The sequence below is a fragment of the Mycolicibacterium sp. MU0053 genome (assembly GCF_963378095.1).
Lineage (GTDB): Bacteria > Actinomycetota > Actinomycetes > Mycobacteriales > Mycobacteriaceae > Mycobacterium > Mycobacterium burgundiense.
The window spans coordinates 4,506,012-4,524,656 of the sequence record NZ_OY726397.1 but is presented as its reverse complement, the minus strand read 5'-3'; the positions used below and the strand labels follow the sequence as shown (position 1 = coordinate 4,524,656).

Sequence of the window (18,645 nt, the reverse complement as noted above, 5' to 3'; positions counted from 1 at the left end):
TATGTTGGTCCCGCGTTGGCTGACGGGCGAATTCAGGCCCCGGCCGAATAAAAATTCTGGAGGACCTCGCTTTGCGCATCGGCAAGATCACGGTCGGCCCACTCGACGAGTGGTCGCTGAAACCGGGCGCGGTCACCTCTTGGCATCCGACGGCCACGGCGGCCGAGAAGGCACGACAGGCGCCGGTGAGTTCGGTGCCCATCAGCTACATGCAGCACCAGCATCTGCGTAACTACTCGGAGCGAACGGATGCGGGGCTGAACTTCTCCCGGCAGATCATCGCCAGCTGTGAGGTGGCCGGCCGGTGCGACATCGCCGCGATGGATCACGCCGTGAACGCGTACCTGCGCCGACACGACACGTTCCGCAGCTGGTTCCGGCGGACCGACGACGACGACTTCACCCGGCACGCCATCGAGGATCCGGCGGACATCGAGTTCGTGCCGATCGATCACGGCAACCTGACGATCGACGAGATCCACGCCCACGTGGTGGCCATCCCGAGCCCGCTGGAGTGGGGCTGCTTCACGTTCGGCATCATCCAGAACGAGGACAACTTCACGTTCTTCGCAGCCATGGACCATGTGCACGGGGACGCGACCCTGATCGGCACCACGATGTTGGAAGCCAACGGCATGTATGCGTCGTTCAGCGGCACCGGTGCGGCGTTGACGCTGCCCGAGGCCGGTAGCTTCGACGACTTCTGCATCCGGGAGCGCGAGCGCACCGCCGAGTTGACCGCCGATTCGCCCCAGGTGCGGGATTGGCTCGACTTCGCCGAGAACAACAATGGTGGTTTTCCGGATTTCCCGCTGCCCCTGGGCGACCCGTCCGAGTCGACCCGCAGCGACATGACCACCCTGGCGCTGATGGACCCCGCGCAGACCGAACGCTTCGAGGCGGCGTGTGCGTCGGCCGGCGCGCGCTTCGTCGGCGGCCTGTTCGCCTGTCTGGCACAGGTGGAACACGAGCTCACGGGCGCGCTGACCTATTACGGGCTCACGCCGAGGGACGCGCGCAAGGCGACGGACAACTTCATGACGCAGGGTTGGTTCACCGGACTGATCCCGATCACCGTGCCGATCGGGGCTGCCTCGTTCAGCGAGGCGGCGTGGGCCGCGCAGGAGTCGTTCGACTCGAATCTGACCATGGCCGAGGTGCCGTATTACCGGGTGATGGAGTTGGCGCCGGAGTTGAACTGGCCGCAGCCGAACTTCCCGGTGTCGAATTTCTTTCACGGCGGCGCCGCGCCGCTCAACGCGGTTCTCGCCGCCGCCGACATGGGCCTGGCGAACAACATCGGGATCTACCCGGACGGGCGGTTCTCGTACCAGCTGACCATCTACATCTTCCGCTATGGCGAGGGCACCGCGATGGCGATCATGCACCCCGACAACCCCGTCGCCAGCAAGTCAGTTGCCCGCTACCTGGCGACCATGCAGTCCGTGTCCACGATGGTCGCCGACGGTGGACACTGGGGCCGCGTCGCTTAGCGCGGCATCGATGGTGAGGGCGATATGCGACGGCTAGCCGATCTCGTGGTGCGGTGGCCCTGGGCGGTCATCGGGGTGTGGGTCGCGTTGGCGATCGCGCTCCCGCTGTCGTTCCCCTCGCTCAGCGCGATGGCCGAGCGCAATCCGCTGGTCATCCTGCCCAGCGATGCGCCGTCGAGCGTCACCGCCCGCAACATGGCCGCGGCGTTCCAGGAATCGAGCTCGGACAACCTGCTGGTCGTCGCGTTCATCAACGAAACCGGCTTGCGGCCCGCCGACGAGGCGACCTACCGCAACGTGGTCGATGCGTTGCGCGACAACGACTCCGACGTCGTGTCGGTGCAGGACTTCGTCAGCACGCCGCCACTGCGGCAGTTCCTGACCAGCGAAGACAAGACCACCTGGGTGCTGCCGGTCAGCCTGGCCGGTGAGCTCGGCACGCCACCGGCCTTCGACGCGTTCAACCGAACCGCCGACCTCGTCGAACACGCGGTGGGGGACGACGCCGACGGTCCGCTCGACGTGCACGTCACCGGGCCCGCGGCCACCGTCGCCGACCTCACGGTCGCGGGCGAGCAGGACCGCCTACCGATCGAGACCGCGATCGCCGTCCTGGTCCTCGGCGTGCTGTTGCTGGTGTACCGCAACCCGAGGACGATGCTGCTGCCGTTGGTGACGATCGGCGGGTCGCTGATGATCGCGCAGGGCATGGTGGCGGGCTACTCGTACCTGACCGGTGCGGGCGTCTCGAATCAGTCCATCGTGTTCCTGAGCGCGATCATGGCCGGCGCCGGCACGGACTACGCGGTGTTCATGATCAGCCGCTACCACGACTATCTGCGCGCGGGCGCCGGATTCGATCAGGCGGTCAAGTCGGCGATGATGTCGATCGGCAAGGTCATCAGCGCCTCCGCCGCCACCGTGGGGATCACCTTCCTGGTGATGAACTTCGCCCAGATGGGGGTGTTCCGGACCATCGGGGTCTCGGCGGCGATCGGGATCGGCGTGGCGTATCTGGCGGGGACCACCCTGCTGCCGGCGATCCTGGTGCTGGCCGGTCCGCGCGGCTGGATCAACCCACGTCGCGAGCTGACCGCCCGATTCTGGCGCCGGTCCGGCATTCGCATCGTGCGCCGGCCGGTGCCGCATCTGGTCGGCAGCGTGCTGGTGTTGGCCCTGCTCGCCGGCCTGGCAGTGGTGGCCGAGTTCAACTACGACGACCGCAAGGCCGTCGCGGCGTCGGCGCCCAGTTCGGTCGGCTACGCCGCCATGGAACGCCACTTCCCGATCAGTCAGTCCATTCCGCAGTACATCCTGGTGCAGTCGCCGCGGGATCTGCGCACGCCGCAGGCGCTCGCGGATCTGGAGCAAATGGCCTCGCGCATCGCGCAATTGCCGGACATCGCCCTGATCAGCGGGGTCACTCGGCCGCTGGGCGAGGTGCCGCCCGAGTTCCGGGCCACGTTCCAGGCCGGGATCGTCGGCGCCCGCCTGGCCGAGGGGTCCGAACAGATCGGTCAGCGCACCGGCGACCTCAACGAGCTGGCCACCGGCGCCAACACGCTGGCCGACTCGCTCGGCGACGTGCGCGCGCAGGTCAACAGCATCGCGCCCAGCCTGCAGACCCTGCTCGACGCCCTGTCCTCGGTGCGCACCGAGTATGGCGGCGACAAGCTGGTGCGCGACGTCGAGACCGCCGCCAAACTGGTCAAGAGTCTCAACGAACTGGGCAACTCGATGGGCCTGAACTTCACCGCGGTGCGCGACATGTTCGGCTGGATCGGCCCGGTGTTGGCGGCGCTGAACGGCAACGCGGTCTGCGACGCCAACCCGTCGTGCCGAGACACCCGCATCCAGTTCCAGCGGCTGATGGAAGCGCGCGACGACGGTCGCTTGGATCGGATCAACACCCTCGCCGGCCAGCTGCAGGGCTTCGAGGACCGGGAAACCCTCAACTCGACGGTGAAGAAGCTCAACGGCGCGCTCAACGACATCGTCAAGGCCGTCAACGGCTTGGGGGTGGGCAGCCCGGCCGGCGCGCAGGCCGGCCTGTCCGAGATCCGGCGGGGCGCCGACCGGCTGGCCACCGGGAGCCGCCAGGTCGCCGGCGGAGTGGACGAATTGGTCGCGCAGATCAAGGTGATGGCGGCCGGCCTCGATCAGGCTTCGACGTTCCTGCTGACCATGCGGCACGACGCGGCGGCCTCCTCGATGGCGGGGTTCAACATTCCGGCCGAGGTGCTCAACGCCGTGGAGTTCCAGCAGGCCGCCAAGGCGTTCATCGCCCCGGACGGCCACTCGGCGCGCTATCTGGTCCAGACCGAACTCAACCCGTTCAGCCCCGCGGCCATGGACCAGGTCAACACGATCAGTGACGTCGCCCGCGGAGCGCAGCCCAACACCACGCTCGCGGATGCGTCGATATCGATGGGCGGCTTCCCCGCCGCGCTGCGGGACACCCGCGATTACTACGAGCGCGACATCCGATTCATCATCATCGTCACGCTCATCGTCGTGCTGTTGATCCTGATGCTGCTGTTGCGGTCGCTCATCGCGCCGCTCTACCTCGTCGGCTCGGTGGTCTTCTCGTACTTCGCGGCGATCGGCATCGGCGTACTGATGTTCCAGGTGATACTCGACCAGCCGCTGCATTGGAGCGTGGCGCCGTTGGCGTTCGTGGTGCTGGTCGCGGTGGGCGCCGATTACAACATGCTGTTCGTATCGCGAATGCGCGACGAGTCTCCGCACAGCGTGCGGTATGGCGTCATCCGTACGCTGGGTTCGACGGGCGGCGTGATCACCGCGGCGGGCCTGATCTTCGCCGCCTCGATGGCCGGTCTGCTGTTCTCCAGCATCGGGATCGTGGTCCAGGGCGGTTTCGTGATCGGGATCGGGATCCTGCTGGATACCTTCGTGGTCCGCACCATCACGGTGCCCGCGATCGCGGCGCTCGTCGGGCGGGCAAATTGGTGGCCGTCGCGGATCGGACCCAAACAGTCGAGTCCGCCGACGCCGGTCGAGGTCAGCTAGCGGCGCCGAGTCGGCGGGCACCCGAATTGTATGTGAAACTACGAAACGAAGCGGAGCGGTCGAGAGTGCAGATGATGAAGCTCTTCGCAGCGCATGCGGCCACGCTCGGATGTTCATTGCGCCGGTCTGCGTCAGGATTTCGGGGGACATGCTGAATCAGCTCGCGTCGACGTCGCAATCATCGATCCTGTCGATGCTGCAGGGGCGCGCCAGCCTGCGCCCCAACGACGTCGCATTCACCTTCACCCACTACGACGCCGATCCGGCGGGCGTCGTCGAACGGCTGACGTGGTCGCAACTGGCCCGCCGAACGATGAATGTGGCCCGGGAGATCCGGCGGCACGGGGCGGTCGGTGACAGGGCGGTGATCCTGGCCCCGCAGGGCCTCGAATACATCTTGGCCTTCCTGGGATCCATGCAGGCCGGGCTCGTCGCGGTGCCGCTGCCGTTGCCGCATCGCGGCTCGGGTCATGACCGGGTCGGCGCGGTGCTCGCCGACACCGAACCCACGGTCGTTCTCACGACGTCGGCGGCCGCCGACGAGGTCGGCGATTTCGTCGCCCGGGCACCGCTGGCGGCGGCACCCGCGATCGTCGAGATCGACGCGCTGGCGCTGGACGCCGAGGGTGGGGCCCCGCTCGGGCCGACCGACCTGCCGGACATCGCGTACCTGCAGTACAGCTCGGGTTCGACCCGGCTGCCGACGGGCGCCATGATCTCGCACCGGAATCTCCAGGCCAACTTCGAGCAGATCATGCGCACGTACTTCAGCGGCGCCACCTCCGCCTCCGACATCACATTCGTCTCGTGGTTGCCGTTCTTCCACGACATGGGTTTGGTGTTGGGTGTCTGCGTGCCGATCCTGAGCGGCCATCCCGGCGCGTTGATCAGCCCGACCGCGTTCCTGGAGCGGCCCGCCCGGTGGATGCGAGCGCTGGCCGAGAACTCCCACGCCTTCTCGGCGGCCCCCAACTTCGCGTTCGACCTGGCCGCCCGCAAGACCCGCGACAGCGACCTGGCCGGGCTCGACCTCGGCGGGGTGGTGGGCATCATCAACGGCGCCGAGCGGGTCGAGCCCGCCACCTTGGAACGCTTCGCGGATCGGTTTGCGCACTTCAATCTCCGCGACCACATGCTGCGCCCGTCCTACGGCCTGGCGGAGGCGACGGTCTTCGTGGCCGCGGGCACGTGGAGCGAGGCGGCACCGGCTGCCCACTTCGATGTCGGCGAGCTCGGCGCGGGCCGGGTGCTGACCTGCGCGCCCGGCCGGGGCGCGGCGGCCACCAAGGCCACGGCGCTGGTGCAGTACCGAGTGCCCCCGTCGCCGGTGGTGCAGATCGTCGACGCCGACACCCGCCGGCAGTGCCCGCCGGAGCGGGTCGGCGAGATCTGGGTGCACGGTGACAACGTCGCGGTCGGTTATTGGCGGCGGCCAGCGCCGGACCAGCAGTGCTTCGCCGCCACGCTCGTCGAGCCGTCGCCCGGCACCCCGGCGGGCCCGTGGCTGCGCACCGGCGACCTCGGGTTCATCCACGAGGGCGAGCTGTTCGTCGTCGGCCGCATCAAGGACCTGTTGATCATCCGGGGCCGCAACTACCATCCCGAGGACATCGAGGCGACGGTGCGGACCGTCAGCCGCGGTCGGGTCGCGGCGATCTCGGTCCCGGTGCAGGGCACCGAGGAGCTGGTCGCCATCGTCGAACTGCCGAAGGCGCCGGGTGGGGGAGAACGCGCGGGGCCGGATCTCGACGAGATCAAGCGCGACGTCGCCGCCGCGGTGGCCAATGCGCACGGCCTCAGCGTCGGCGATCTCGTACTGGTGCCGCCGGGGTCGATTCCCACGACGACGAGCGGCAAGATCCGCCGCGCCGGCAGCGCCGAGCAGTATCGGCAGAGCCAGTTCGTCCGGTTGAACGCATGAGCGCGGCACCGTGCCCACCGCGGCCGCGAGCCGGAGTAAGGTGCGGTGCAGGGCAGTCGAAACCGCAGGGGAGTAGGACTTGAAACGACTTCTCGCATTCGGGACGGCGCTGACAACCATTTGCGCCGCAGGCTGTTTCGGATTCGGCGTCGCGGCGGCCGATGACGCCGCGGGCGATGACGGCCGGACCGATATCGCACCGGCCGAAGGTCCACCGCCGCTGGGCACCCCAGGGCGCGCCTATGCCCTGGGCGGCGCCCATGTGCTGGGCATTCCGTACGACGAGTACATCATGCGCACCGGCGCGGACTGGTTCCCCGGGCTGGACCGCCAGATCGTCGACTACCCCGCCGGGCAGGTCCAGGGGCATACCTTGGAGCGGCTGTTCCCGGGCATCGGGCGGCTCGATGACTCCTTCCCGGGGCTGGGTATCGACGGCCCCAGTGTCGGGGAATCGGTCGACGTCGGCACGCCGAATCTGATCGAGGCGATCCGGGCGGGTGGCCCCGGGACCGCGATCGGCCTGTCCGAGGGCGCCATGGTCCTCAACGACGTGCAGGCCAAGCTCGCCTACGACCCGGCCGCCCCGCCGCCAAACGAGTTGAGCTTCGCCATGTACGGCGACCCGGTGGCGCGGCATGCCTTCGGCGAAAGCTTCCTCACCCAGACCTTCCCCGTCGGCAGCGTCGTTCCGTCGCTCGACTATCGCATTCCGCCGCCGGTGGAAAGCCAGTACGACACCCACCAGTTCGTCTCGGCCTACGACAGCATCGCCGACTGGCCGGACCGCCCGGACAACTGGATATCGGTCGCCAACGCGATCGTCGGGCTGGCGACCGGTCACACGGCGGTCGCGTTCACCGACCCGAGCATGGTGCCGCCGCAGAACATCCGCAAGACCGTCAACTCCCGCGGCGCCACGACAACGACGTACCTGATTCCCGAGGAGCACCTCCCGCTGGTGCTCCCGTTCAAGTATCTCGGGGTGCCGCAGGAAACGCTGATCGAACTCGACGCGGTACTCAAGCCCTTCGTGGATGCGGGCTACTCGCGGCACGACGACCCGCTGACCGCCCCGATCACGGTGGATCCGGTGAACGGCTACGACCCGGCGGAGGTCACCGCGCCGGCCACCCAGGCCGCGTTCGGCGGCGCCGCCGACCCGGTGTCGCAGCTCCTCGCCGGCCTGCAGTACGTGATCGACAATCAACCGCAGTCCTGACGGCCCCTACGTGGTCGCCGCGCCGCGGTTCATGTGAGGATGGACCCGCTATGAGCAGCACAGAACTGAGCCCAGCCGCACTGCGGGAGGCCTTCGGACACTTTCCCACCGGCGTGATCGCGATCGCCGCCGAAATCGACGGCACCCTCGTCGGGTTGGCGGCCAGCACGTTCGTGCCCGTCTCGCTGGACCCGCCGTTGGTGTCGTTCTGCGTGCAGAACAGCTCGACCACCTGGCCCAAGCTCAAGGACCTGCCGGTGCTGGGCATCAGCGTGCTGGGCGAAAGCCACGATCAGGCGGCCAGGACGCTGGCGGCCAAGACCGGCGACCGTTTCGCCGGTCTGCAGACCGTCTCCAACCGCGGCGCGGTCTACATCGACGGCACCGCGGTCTGGCTGGAGAGCTCAGTCGAACAGCTGGTGCCGGCCGGCGATCACACCATCGTGGTGCTGCGGGTCAGTGCGATCACCGTGCACGACGATGTCGCGCCGATCGTGTTCCACCGCAGCGCGTTTCGCAAGCTCGGCGTCTGATCAGGGCCGCGCCGCGAGTTCGTCGCGGTAGCCCTGGATGCGCTGCTCCAACTCCTCGGCGTCGTCGAATCTGCCCTCCTTGCGGGCCAGGTTCGCGCGGGCCGAGAGCTCGCGGATCGCGGTGCGAATGTCGTTGATGCTGACTATTTCTCGCATGCCCATTGCGATGCCTTTCGCGGGGGATTGGCCGTCGACCCCGAGGGTACGCGGGATCTCGAGAAAGGCCAGCCCTCGCGGCGATTAGCGTCTGAACAGTTTGTTACCGAGCCAGACGATCGGGTCGTACCGGTGACCGGCCACGCGTTCCTTCATCGGAATGATCGCGTTGTCGGTGATCTTGATGTGCTCGGGACAGACCTCGGTGCAGCACTTGGTGATGTTGCACAAGCCGAGTCCGGCCTCGTCCTGGGACAGATCGCGGCGATCCGCCGTGTCGAGCGGGTGCATCTCGAGTTCGGCGATCCGGATGAAGTTCCGCGGACCGGCGAAGGCTTCCTTGTTCTCCTCGTGATCGCGGATCACGTGACAGACGTTCTGGCACATGAAGCACTCGATGCACTTGCGGAACTCCTGGCTGCGCTGGATGTCCTCCTGCTGCATCCGGTACTCGCCGGGCTGCAGCCCCTTGGGCGGCGTGAACGACGGGATCTCGCGGGCCTTCTGGTAGTTGAACGACACGTCGGTCACCAGGTCGCGCATCACCGGGAAGGTGCGGATCGGGGTGACGGTGACGGTTTCGTCCGGTTCGAACGTCGACATCCGCGTCATGCACAGCAGTCGGGGCTTGCCGTTGATCTCCGCCGAGCACGAACCGCACTTACCGGCCTTGCAGTTCCAGCGCACGGCGAGGTCGGGGGTCTGGGTGGCCTGCAGCCGGTGGATGATGTCGAGCACCACCTCACCGTCGTTGACCTCGACGGTGTAGTCCTGCAGGTCGCCACCGGCGATATCGCCGCGCCAGACCCGCAACTTCGCGTCATAAGTGGCCATCTCAGCTTCTCCGTTCCGCATGGTTGGCCAACTCGGCTTCGGTGTAGTACTTCTCGAGCTCGGAGAGCTCGAACAAGTCCAACAGGTCGGGCCGCATCGGTTCCTGTTGTTCGGGTGTCACCTGGATCTCCGGGGCCACGGTCGTGGTCGGATCGGCGTCGGGGCTCACCTGGCACACCAGCAGCGTGTTGCGCCAGTTGGCGTCCATCTCCGGGTGGTCGTCGCGGGTGTGGCCGCCGCGGCTCTCGGTGCGCTGCAGCGCGGCCTTCGCGACGCACTCGCTGACCAGCAGCATGTTGCGCATGTCGATCGCCAGGTGCCAGCCGGGGTTGAACTGCCGACCGCCCTCGACGGTGATGTTCTGGTAGCGCGCCTTGAGCTCCTGGAGTTTGTCCAGGGCCTCCTGGATCTCCTCCTCCTTGCGGATGATCCCGACCAGGTCGTTCATCGACTGCTGCAGTTCGGCGTGCAGCGTGTACGGATTCTCCGGGTTGGGATGCTCGTCGAACGGGGCCAGCGCGTGCTTGGTGGCCGCGTCGACCTGCTCGCCGGAGACCGCGGGGCGGTCCGTCAGGTCGCGGACATAGTCGGCCGCGCCCAGGCCGGCGCGACGGCCGAAGACCAGCAGGTCGGACAGCGAGTTGCCGCCCAGCCGGTTCGATCCGTGCATGCCGCCCGAGCATTCACCGGCGGCGAACAAGCCGGGGGTGCGCGCACCACCGGTGTCGGGATCGACCTCGATGCCGCCCATGACGTAGTGGCAGGTCGGTCCGACCTCCATCTCGTCCTTGGTGATGTCCACTTCGGCCAGCTCCATGAACTGGTGATACATCGACGGCAGCCGGCGCTTGATCTCCTCGGTCGGCATCCGCGAGGCGATGTCGAGGTACACGCCGCCGTGCGGCGAACCCCTACCGGCCTTGACCTCGGAGTTGATGGCGCGGGCCACCTCGTCGCGGGGCAACAGGTCGGGGGTGCGGCGCGCGGAGTCGTTGTCCTTGAGCCACTGGTCGGCTTCTTCCTCGGTCTCGGCGTACTGACCCTTGAACACCGAGGGGATGTAGTCGAACATGAACCGCTTGCCCTCGGAGTTCTTCAGCACTCCGCCGTCGCCGCGCACCCCTTCGGTGACCAGGATGCCCTTGACCGACAGCGGCCAGACCATTCCGGTCGGGTGGAACTGGATGAACTCCATGTTGATCAGCGAGGAGCCGGCCAGCAATGCCAGCGCGTGCCCGTCGCCGGTGTACTCCCAGGAGTTCGACGACACCTTGAACGACTTGCCGATACCGCCGGTGGCCAGCACCACCGCGGGCGCCTCGAACAGCACGAAGTTCCCGGTCTCGCGCCAGTAGCCGAAGGCCCCGGCGATCCGATCGCCGTCCTTGATCAACTCGGTGATCGAGCACTCGTGGAAGACCCTGATGCGGGCCTCGTAGTCGCCGAGTTCGGCCTTGTCCTCCTGCTGCAGCGAGACGATCTTCTGCTGCAGGGTGCGGATGATCTCCAAACCGGTGCGGTCTCCGACGTGGGCCAACCGGGGGTAGGTGTGGCCGCCGAAGTTGCGCTGGCTGATCCGGCCGTCCTTGGTCCGGTCGAACAGCGCCCCGTAGGTTTCCAGCTCCCAGACCCGGTCGGGCGACTCCTGCGCGTGCAGTTCGGCCATCCGCCAGTTGTTCAGGAACTTCCCGCCGCGCATGGTGTCACCGAAGTGCACCTGCCAGGAGTCCTTGGTGTTGACGTTGCGCATGGCCGCGGCGCAACCGCCCTCGGCCATCACGGTGTGGGCCTTGCCGAACAGCGACTTGGTCACCACCGCGACCCGCAGGCCGCGTTCCCGCGCCTCGATCACCGCCCGCAATCCAGCCCCGCCGGCACCGATCACGACGACGTCGTACTGGTGGCGTTCCAGCTCAACCATGAAACCTCACTTGCCTTTTCGCGTCGATGTTCTTGTCAGCCGATGATCGTCAGGTCGGTCATGCCACGGGCCACCAACATGATGTAGAAGTCGGTCAGCATCAGCGTGCCCAGCGTGATCCAGGCGAACTCCATGTGGCGGGTGTTGATCTTCGACACCTGGGTCCAGATCCAGTACCGCACGGGATGTTTCGAGAAGTGCTTGAGCCGTCCGCCGGTGACGTGCCGGCAGGAGTGGCAGGACAGCGTGTAGACCCACAGCAGCGTGATGTTCACGACCAGGATGATGTTGCCCACGCCGATGCGGAAACCGGTCGGCGTGTCGAACGCCAAGATCGCGTCGTAGGTGTTGACCAGCGAGATGAGCACGGCCGCATAGAAGAAGTAGCGGTGCGAGTTCTGGATGATCAGCGGAAAACGGGTCTCACCGGTGTACTTGCCGTGCGGTTCGGCGACCGCGCAGGCGGTCGGGGACTGCCAGACCGAGCGGTAGTAGGCGCGGCGGTAGTAGTAGCAGGTGACCCGGAACAGCAGCAGGAACGGCAGCGATATCGCGGCGTAGGGCAACCACCAGACGTCGGGCAGGAACTGCCCGAAATGGCTGGCCTCCGGGATACATCCGACGCTCAGGCACGGCGAGTAGAACGGCGTCAGGTAGTTGTACTGCGGGACGAAGTAGTCCTGCTGCATGAACGCCCGGACCGTCGCGTAGATGACGAATGCCGCCAACCCGAGGTTGGTGAGTATTGGCGCCTTGAGCCAGTTGTCGGTGCGCAGGGTGCGCTGGGGGATCTTGGCTCGCGTGGGCGAGAAGACTCCGGTCTTCGAGCGGTCGGCCGCGGGCGCGCTCATTGCATCGGTTCCCTTCTTCGACGCGGGGCGTCAGTGGGCGGGGGCGGTCGGCGGGGCACGCTGGGTGTGCACCCCGCAGGCTACTGCTACGGCATCACAGGCGATGTGGCGGGGATGGCTCAGTGGGGGCGACTGTGACCGCCGACACCTTCGTCATCGACGTCCCGCCAGAATTCGCTGTCGTACTGCGTATCCGGGACGGGGATCTTTTCGCCGGTGTGCTGCTGGGCGCAGCGCGTCAGGTCCAGATCGTTGGCATCGGAGTTGAGCAACTCGACATCGTCGAGGATGCGGTCGGCGTCGAGCACGATCCTGCGCATCGCCGGGCTCTCGCCATAGCGAGACCGCAGCGATGTGACGCAGCGGCGCAGGCTAGAGACGAGGTTGTGCAGTTCGGCGAGTTCGGTAGTACTGGACAAGTGACCTCCTTGGGCTGAAGGGTGTCATGAATCACATTACGACACCTGATGCTAGCCACATCATGATCGGGGCGTGACTCACGTCACGTCCGCGCGCCGCCGAACAGGAGAATGGATGAGCAACCAGATCAGCAAAGACGTTTTGGCCCAACGGGCGGACACCCTGCTGGGCCTGCACAAACCCGGCGATCCGGTGGTGTTGCCGACGGTGTGGGACGCCTGGTCGGCGGCGCTAGCGGTCGATGCCGGGTTCGCCGCGTTGACCGTGGGCAGCCACCCGGTGGCCGATTCCATCGGCAAGCCCGACAACGAGGGGATGTCGTTCGACGACCTGCTGACCCGGGTCGAACACATCACCGCGAAGGTCGACGTGCCCATCTCGGTCGACATCGAATCGGGCTACGGGGTCCCGCCCGAGGACCTGATCGCGGGCCTGCTGCGAGTGGGCGCGGTGGGACTCAACATCGAGGACTCCGTGCACAGCGAAGGCAAGCGGTTGCGCTCCTCGGGCGAGCACGCCGCGTTGGTCGGCGCGCTGCGTCAGGCCGCCGACGCGGCGGGCGTCCACGTGGTGGTCAACGCCCGCACAGATCTGTTCCTGCGCAAGGACGGCGACGACGGCGACCGCGTCGACCGTGCGATCGCGCGGTTGACGGAGGCGGCCGAGGCCGGCGCCGACTGCCTGTACCCGGTGGGCCGCCACGACCCGGACACGTTGACGCGGCTGGCCTCGGAGTTGCCGCTGCCGATCAACGCGATCGCGCTGCCGGATCAGGACGATCCGGCCTCGTTCGGTCCGTTGGGGGTGGGCCGCATCAGCTTCGGCCCGTTCTTCCAGGCCGCGCTGGCCACCCGCGCCAACGAGATCCTGGGGCGCTGGAGCTAGTCGCCGAATCCGCCGCCGGTTGCGTGCAGCGAACCGCTCACAGCGGGACGACGCGGGTGTGAGCACACCGTGATGGGCGGTTCACACCGAGACGACATCGCGGCAATACACGCTTTCTAGCGTCGCAGCCATGCAGTCACAAAAGTGCGTCGTGGTGGGTCACGGCATGGTCGGGCACCGTTTCGTCGAGGCGTTGCGCGCCCGCGACACCGACGGTCGTTGGACCCTCACCGTGCTCGGCGAGGAAACCGACGCCGCCTACGACCGGGTCGGCCTGACCGCCTACACCGAGCATTGGGAGCGCGGCCGGTTGGCGCTGCCGGGCAACGATTACCGCGGTGTCGACCGGATCGACGTCCGACTCGGTGGCCGCGTGGTCGAGATCAACCCGACGGCGAAGTTCGTGAAGACCGCCGACGGTACGCGGGTCGACTACGACGCGTTGGTGCTGGCGACCGGATCGTATGCGTTCGTGCCGCCGGTGCCCGGCCGAGACCTCCCGTCGTGTCACGTCTACCGCACTCTCGATGACCTCGACGCGATCCGGGCCGCCGCGATGCGGGCGCTGGGTGCCGGTGGCGCGCCGGTGGGCGTCGTGATCGGCGGCGGCCTGCTCGGCCTCGAGGCCGCCAACGCCCTGCGCGGGTTCGGGCTGGCCGCGCATGTCGTGGAGCGCTCGTCGCGGTTGATGTCCCAGCAGGTCGACGAGGCCGGCGGCGCGCTGTTGGGCGCCATGATCACCGAGTTGGGCATCACCGTGCACACCGGCGTCGGCACCGAGACCATCAGGCCCGCCCAACGCAATCGGCCGGTCCGGCGCTCCGCCGACACCGACGCGTTGCGGGTCACGCTGAGCGACGGGACATTCATCGATACGGGCGTGGTGATCTTCGCGGCCGGCGTGCGTCCGCGCGACGAGTTGGCTCGCGAGGCCGGGCTGCGGATCGCCGAACGCGGCGGCGTACTCACCGACCTGTCCTGTGTCACAAGCGATCCCAGCATCTACGCGATCGGTGAGGTGGCGGCCATCGAGGGCCGCTGCTACGGCCTGGTGGCGCCGGGATACACCTCGGCCGAGGTGGTGGCAGATCGCCTGGTCGGCGGGGCCGCCGAATTTCCGGGTGCCGACCTGTCGACCAAGCTCAAGCTGCTCGGCGTCGACGTCGCGAGCTTCGGCGATGCGATGGGGGCCACGCCGGGGTGCCTCGAGGTCGTGGTCAACGATCCGGTGAAGCAGACCTACGCGAAGCTGGTGCTCTCCGACGACGCCGGCACCCTGCTGGGCGGTGTGCTGGTCGGCGACGCCTCGGCCTACGGGGTGCTGCGGCCGATGGTCGGCAGTCAACTGCCCGGTGATCCGTTGTCGCTGATCGCCCCGGTCGATTCCGGTTCGGGCGCCGCCGCATTGGGGATCGGGGCGCTGCCGGATGACGCCCAGGTCTGCTCGTGCAACAACGTCACCAAATGCGATCTCACGAACGCCATCGCGGGCGGGTGCGCCGACGTGCCGGCCCTGAAGGCCTGCACGGGCGCGGGCACCTCCTGCGGCTCGTGCGTTCCGCTGCTCAAGCAACTGCTCGAGGCCGAGGGCGTCGAACAGTCCAAGGCGCTGTGCGAGCACTTTCCGCAGTCGCGCGCCGAACTGTTCGAGATCATCACCGCCACCGGTACCCGCACGTTCAGCGCGCTGATCGCCCGGTTCGGCAGCGGGGCCGGCTGCGACATCTGCAAACCGGTGGTCGCCTCGATCCTGGCCTCGACCAGTTCCGACCACATCCTCGACGGGGAGCAGGCCGCGCTCCAGGACTCCAACGACCACTTCCTGGCCAACATTCAGCGCAACGGCAGCTATTCGGTGGTGCCCCGGGTGCCCGGCGGCGACATCACCGCAGACCAGCTGATCCTGATCGGGCAGATCGCCAAGGATTTCGGGCTGTACACCAAGATCACCGGCGGTCAGCGGATCGACCTGTTCGGCGCCCGGGTCGAACAACTCCCGCAGATCTGGCAGCGCCTCGTCGACGGCGGCATGGAGTCCGGCCAGGCGTACGGCAAGTCGTTGCGCACCGTCAAGAGTTGTGTGGGCAGCGATTGGTGCCGCTACGGCCAGCAGGATTCGGTGCAGTTGGCGATCGACCTGGAGCTGCGCTATCGCGGCCTGCGGGCCCCGCACAAGATCAAGATGGGGGTCTCCGGGTGCGCGCGGGAGTGCGCCGAGGCCCGCGGCAAGGACGTCGGGGTCATCGCCACCGAATCCGGCTGGAACCTCTATGTCGGCGGCAACGGCGGCGCGACGCCCAAGCACGCCCAGCTGCTGGCCGCCGACCTCGACACCGAGACGTTGATCCGCTACGTCGACCGGTTCCTGATGTTCTACATCCGCACCGCGGACCGGTTGCAGCGCACCGCACCCTGGGTCGAGGGCCTCGAGGGCGGGCTGGACCATCTGCGCGAGGTGGTGTGCCAGGACTCGCTGGGCCTGGCGGCGGAATTCGAAGAGGCGATGGCGCGCCACGTCACGGGCTACTCCTGCGAATGGAAGGGCGTGCTGGAGGACCCCGACAAGCTGACCCGGTTCGTGTCGTTCGTCAACGCGCCCGAAAAAGAAGATCCCACCGTGCAATTCACCGAGAGGTCGGGCCGCAAGGTGCCGATCGGGATGCCCGTGTTCGTCCCCGAAAGGAGCACCGATGAGCGTGCTTGACGATGTCCGGATCTGGACGGCGGCCTGCCGGTACGCCCACCTGATCCCCGACCGCGGGGTGGCGGTGCTGCTCGACGACGGCGCTCAGGCCGCGCTGTTCCGGCTGGCCGACGGCACGCTGCACGCCGTGGGCAATATCGACCCCTTCTCCGGTGCGGCCGTGCTGTCCCGCGGCATCGTCGGCGACCGGGACGGCCGACCTGTGGTGCAGTCCCCGATCAAGAAGCAGGCCTTCGGGCTGCGGGACGGGGCCTGCCTCGAGGATCCGAGCGTGACGGTCCCGGTCTACGCCACCCGCACCACCGCCGACGGGTTTGTCGAAGTCGGCCGCTGACAGCCGCGGTGCGGCTATCGTCACACCAATGCCACGTGTGAGGAGGCCCGCGATGAACCGAAGCGCCAGAGTCGGCGTCGTGGCGGTCTTCTCGATTGCCCTGGCCACCGGCGTCCAGGGTTTCGGCACCGTCGTGGCGCCCGCGCACAGCTGGGCCGACGTGTGCGTCGGAGCCGGTGGTCGGCACGTCTCGGTCAGCGGCTGCGGCAACATCGCCGACGCGATCGCGCCGTGGGTGCCGCCCCCGGCGGCGTATGCGCCGCTGCCCGAGGACTACGAGACGGCCGCCCCACCACCGCCGCCACCACCGCCGCCGCCGCCAAATGTCAACGTGTGCGCGAACGTCGGCCGTCGCATCAGCGTCAGCGGCTGTATCTAGGCCCCGGCCGGTTCGACGAGCGGTGTAGTTCCGCGAGGAAGAGGCCGGGCGACAATGGACTCGGCCGGTTCGACGAGCGGTGTAGTTCCGCGAGGAAGAGGCCGGCCGACAACGGCCCCGCTCAGGACCGGCAGCACCGCCCGGCGAAAGCGCGCGGTGACCAGCCGCACCGTACCCGGGTGCAGGCCCACCGGCGCGGTGACCAGATCGGCGCCGGCGCCGCGCAGGCGGTCCTGGAACAGGCCATCGGCCAGCAGATAGGACGCGATGACCACCCGGCGGGCACCCGCCGCCCGGAGCCGGCGCACGGCCTGTGGCACCCGGGGTTCACCGGTGGCCGCGTACGCCAACTCGACGCGGTTGCCCAGCGCCGCCGACAGCAGCGTCGCGGTGATCCGCAGATCCCGTTGCGCACCCCGGTCCGAGGTGCCGGCCGCCGCCAGCACGACGGAATCGCCTGGGCGCCAACCGGATTCCAGCAGACGGTCGGTGACCACCCGGACCATCTGCGGGTCCGGGCCCAGGGCGGGGGTCACGGTGACCGCCGGATGGGCGCTGGCCGCGATGTGGTCCGGAAGGTCGCTACGCACGTGGTAGCCGCTGGACAGGAAGGCCGGCACCACGATGGCCGGGGCGCCGCCGAGGCTGCGCAACACCTCGCTGGGCGTGGGACCGAGCACGTCGACGAAGGCCACCCGCACCGGTCGGGCGAGCGCGGCACCGACCCGCTCGGCGAGTTCGCCGATCATCGAGACCCCGCCGGGCTTGCGGGTGCCGTGCGCCACCAGCACCAGTTCTCTCACCCCGCACCCGCCGGATCCGCGGGGCCGTCCTGGATCGCCAACCGGTAGCCGCGCTTGACCACCGTGGCGACAATGTTCTTGTCGCCCAACGCTGTTCGCAGCCGAAGCACGGCGGTCTCGACCGCGTGGGTGTCGGTGCCGGCCCCCGGCAGCGCGGCCAGCAGGTCACCGCGCGACACCACGAACCCGGGTTTGTCGGCCAACGCCCGCAGGGTGGCCATGCTGGCCGGCGACAACGCCTTCACCGCCCCGTCGACCACGACGCAGGTACCGCGGATCTCCACCTGATGGCCCGCCGCGACCAGTCGGCGCGAGCGCAGCAGCGGGAGTTCGTCGGTGATGTGGCGGGCCAGGGCGCCCAGGCGCATCCGCTCCGGGGCCGAGGTCGGCACCCCCAAATGCACCAGCGGTCGCGCGGTGACGGGACCGACGCACATGGCGTGCACGGGTCCGCACAACGCCGCCAGCACCCGGTCGAGAACGCCGAGATCGGTGGCGCGCAGCAGGGTGGCCGCGACCGCGGGCGCCGAGGTGAAGGCGACGGCGTCGAACTGTTCGTCGGCGATGCCGTGCACCAGCGCGTCGAAGGGCCCGCCCAGCGGGGCCGCCCGCCAGCGGTACACCCGGATGGGGACGACGTCGGCGCCCGCGCCGCGCAGTTCGTCGAGGAACTCCGGAAACGGATCCCATTCGTCGGTGGCGCCGTGCAGTTGCACCGCTATGCGCTTTCCGGCGATGTCGCCGGTGCGCAGATACTCCAGGACCTCCCGGGACGATTCGGATTCCGGTGACCATTCCTCGGGCAGACCGGCGGCGCGCAACGCACCGGTGGCCTTGGGCCCGCGGGAGACCACCCGGGCGCCGGCCAGCGCTGCGGTGAGGTCGCCGGCCAGCCCCCAGCCGTCGGCGGCGGCCATCCAGCCGCGGAACCCGATGCCGGTGGTGGCCACCACGATGTCGGGCGGCTGCCCGATCAGGGCCTCGGTGTGGCGGTGCAGTTCCTCATCGTCCGGCAGCGAGACCATCTCGATCGCCGGTGCCGCGCAGACCGTGGCTCCGCGGCGACGCAGCAGCGTGCACAGCTCCTCGGAGCGTCGGGCAGCGGTCACCGCGACCCGGTATCCGGTCAGCGGAGCCCCCTCGGGCACAGTCATGGTTC

The 18,645-nt window shown here is 68.3% G+C and carries 16 protein-coding genes; 9 read left to right on the top strand and 7 right to left on the bottom strand.

The annotated features are described in order from the left end of the window. Positions 1-71: 71 nt before the first annotated feature. The 5 genes from RCP80_RS21605 to RCP80_RS21585 all read left to right on the top strand — a co-directional run bounded on the left by RCP80_RS21605 (position 72) and on the right by RCP80_RS21585 (position 8,199). Complete coding sequence (locus RCP80_RS21605) at positions 72-1,493, top strand: condensation domain-containing protein (RefSeq protein ID WP_308479622.1); 1,422 nt, start codon at positions 72-74, stop codon at positions 1,491-1,493. 24 nt (positions 1,494-1,517) lie between these two features. Continuing rightward, entirely contained in the window at positions 1,518-4,523 is a 3,006-nt protein-coding gene (locus tag RCP80_RS21600; protein WP_308479621.1) for an MMPL/RND family transporter, read from the top strand. A gap of 148 nt (positions 4,524-4,671) precedes the next feature. Further along, on the top strand, positions 4,672-6,444 hold the full coding sequence (locus RCP80_RS21595; RefSeq protein ID WP_308479620.1) for an AMP-binding protein: 1,773 nt from the start codon (positions 4,672-4,674) through the stop codon (positions 6,442-6,444). A 79-nt stretch (positions 6,445-6,523) separates the two neighbouring features. After that, on the top strand, positions 6,524-7,666 hold the full coding sequence (gene pe / locus RCP80_RS21590; protein WP_308479619.1) for an acyltransferase PE: 1,143 nt from the start codon (positions 6,524-6,526) through the stop codon (positions 7,664-7,666). A gap of 50 nt (positions 7,667-7,716) precedes the next feature. After that, positions 7,717-8,199, top strand: a complete 483-nt coding sequence (locus RCP80_RS21585; protein ID WP_308479618.1) for a flavin reductase family protein — start codon at positions 7,717-7,719, stop codon at positions 8,197-8,199. Here RCP80_RS21585 and RCP80_RS21580 read toward each other — a convergent pair whose 3' ends face one another. The 5 genes from RCP80_RS21580 to RCP80_RS21560 form a co-directional block, all read right to left on the bottom strand. Beyond that, positions 8,200-8,355: a hypothetical protein gene (locus RCP80_RS21580; protein ID WP_308483049.1), complete on the bottom strand. Its 156-nt coding sequence runs from the start codon at positions 8,353-8,355 to the stop codon at positions 8,200-8,202. It abuts the gene before it with no gap. 84 nt (positions 8,356-8,439) lie between these two features. After that, a complete protein-coding gene (locus RCP80_RS21575; protein ID WP_308479617.1) occupies positions 8,440-9,189 on the bottom strand; it encodes a succinate dehydrogenase/fumarate reductase iron-sulfur subunit in 750 nt (249 codons plus the stop codon). A 1-nt stretch (position 9,190) separates the two neighbouring features. Beyond that, positions 9,191-11,110 (bottom strand): fumarate reductase/succinate dehydrogenase flavoprotein subunit, encoded by a 1,920-nt coding sequence (locus RCP80_RS21570; protein ID WP_308479616.1) that lies wholly within the window; start codon positions 11,108-11,110, stop codon positions 9,191-9,193. Positions 11,111-11,145: 35 nt separating this feature from the next. Continuing rightward, positions 11,146-11,961: a succinate dehydrogenase subunit SdhC gene (locus tag RCP80_RS21565; RefSeq protein ID WP_308479615.1), complete on the bottom strand. Its 816-nt coding sequence runs from the start codon at positions 11,959-11,961 to the stop codon at positions 11,146-11,148. A 119-nt stretch (positions 11,962-12,080) separates the two neighbouring features. After that, complete coding sequence (locus RCP80_RS21560; protein ID WP_308479614.1) at positions 12,081-12,380, bottom strand: Rv0250c family protein; 300 nt, start codon at positions 12,378-12,380, stop codon at positions 12,081-12,083. A gap of 115 nt (positions 12,381-12,495) precedes the next feature. On the opposite strand from RCP80_RS21560, the gene RCP80_RS21555 reads away from it, so the two are divergent. The 4 genes from RCP80_RS21555 (at position 12,496) to RCP80_RS21540 (ending at position 16,683) form a co-directional block, all read left to right on the top strand. Then, the gene (locus tag RCP80_RS21555; RefSeq protein ID WP_308479613.1) at positions 12,496-13,266 is read left to right on the top strand and encodes an isocitrate lyase/PEP mutase family protein; all 771 of its coding nucleotides are present in this window, start codon (positions 12,496-12,498) and stop codon (positions 13,264-13,266) included. A gap of 130 nt (positions 13,267-13,396) precedes the next feature. After that, entirely contained in the window at positions 13,397-15,970 is a 2,574-nt protein-coding gene (gene nirB / locus RCP80_RS21550) for a nitrite reductase large subunit NirB (protein WP_308479612.1), read from the top strand. After that, on the top strand, positions 15,957-16,304 hold the full coding sequence (gene nirD, locus RCP80_RS21545; RefSeq protein ID WP_308479611.1) for a nitrite reductase small subunit NirD: 348 nt from the start codon (positions 15,957-15,959) through the stop codon (positions 16,302-16,304). Before nirB ends, nirD begins: the two co-directional genes overlap by 14 nt. Positions 16,305-16,356: 52 nt before the next feature. Next, positions 16,357-16,683, top strand: a complete 327-nt coding sequence (locus RCP80_RS21540; RefSeq protein WP_308479610.1) for a hypothetical protein — start codon at positions 16,357-16,359, stop codon at positions 16,681-16,683. On the opposite strand, the gene RCP80_RS21535 is transcribed toward RCP80_RS21540, so the two are convergent. Continuing rightward, positions 16,680-17,486 (bottom strand): sirohydrochlorin chelatase, encoded by an 807-nt coding sequence (locus RCP80_RS21535; protein WP_373693389.1) that lies wholly within the window; start codon positions 17,484-17,486, stop codon positions 16,680-16,682. The two genes, RCP80_RS21540 and RCP80_RS21535, sit on opposite strands and share 4 nt — an antisense overlap. Continuing rightward, the gene (locus tag RCP80_RS21530; RefSeq protein ID WP_308479609.1) at positions 17,483-18,640 is read right to left on the bottom strand and encodes a uroporphyrinogen-III synthase; all 1,158 of its coding nucleotides are present in this window, start codon (positions 18,638-18,640) and stop codon (positions 17,483-17,485) included. The genes RCP80_RS21535 and RCP80_RS21530 overlap by 4 nt, the downstream gene beginning before the upstream one ends. Positions 18,641-18,645 lie beyond the last annotated feature (5 nt).

Bases quoted from the DNA above. Each gene is read 5' to 3' on its own strand.
- RCP80_RS21575 (WP_308479617.1), bottom strand. From the start codon at position 9,189: ATGGCCACTTATGACGCGAAGTTGCGGGTCTGGCGCGGCGATATCGCC.
- nirD (WP_308479611.1), top strand. From the start codon at position 15,957: ATGAGCGTGCTTGACGATGTCCGGATCTGGACGGCGGCCTGCCGGTAC.
- RCP80_RS21565 (WP_308479615.1), bottom strand. From the start codon at position 11,961: ATGAGCGCGCCCGCGGCCGACCGCTCGAAGACCGGAGTCTTCTCGCCC.
- RCP80_RS21570 (WP_308479616.1), bottom strand. From the start codon at position 11,110: ATGGTTGAGCTGGAACGCCACCAGTACGACGTCGTCGTGATCGGTGCC.
- RCP80_RS21540 (WP_308479610.1), top strand. From the start codon at position 16,357: ATGAACCGAAGCGCCAGAGTCGGCGTCGTGGCGGTCTTCTCGATTGCC.
- nirB (WP_308479612.1), top strand. From the start codon at position 13,397: ATGCAGTCACAAAAGTGCGTCGTGGTGGGTCACGGCATGGTCGGGCAC.
- RCP80_RS21555 (WP_308479613.1), top strand. From the start codon at position 12,496: ATGAGCAACCAGATCAGCAAAGACGTTTTGGCCCAACGGGCGGACACC.
- RCP80_RS21585 (WP_308479618.1), top strand. From the start codon at position 7,717: ATGAGCAGCACAGAACTGAGCCCAGCCGCACTGCGGGAGGCCTTCGGA.
- RCP80_RS21600 (WP_308479621.1), top strand. From the start codon at position 1,518: ATGCGACGGCTAGCCGATCTCGTGGTGCGGTGGCCCTGGGCGGTCATC.
- RCP80_RS21595 (WP_308479620.1), top strand. From the start codon at position 4,672: ATGCTGAATCAGCTCGCGTCGACGTCGCAATCATCGATCCTGTCGATG.
- RCP80_RS21530 (WP_308479609.1), bottom strand. From the start codon at position 18,640: ATGACTGTGCCCGAGGGGGCTCCGCTGACCGGATACCGGGTCGCGGTG.
- RCP80_RS21580 (WP_308483049.1), bottom strand. From the start codon at position 8,355: ATGCGAGAAATAGTCAGCATCAACGACATTCGCACCGCGATCCGCGAG.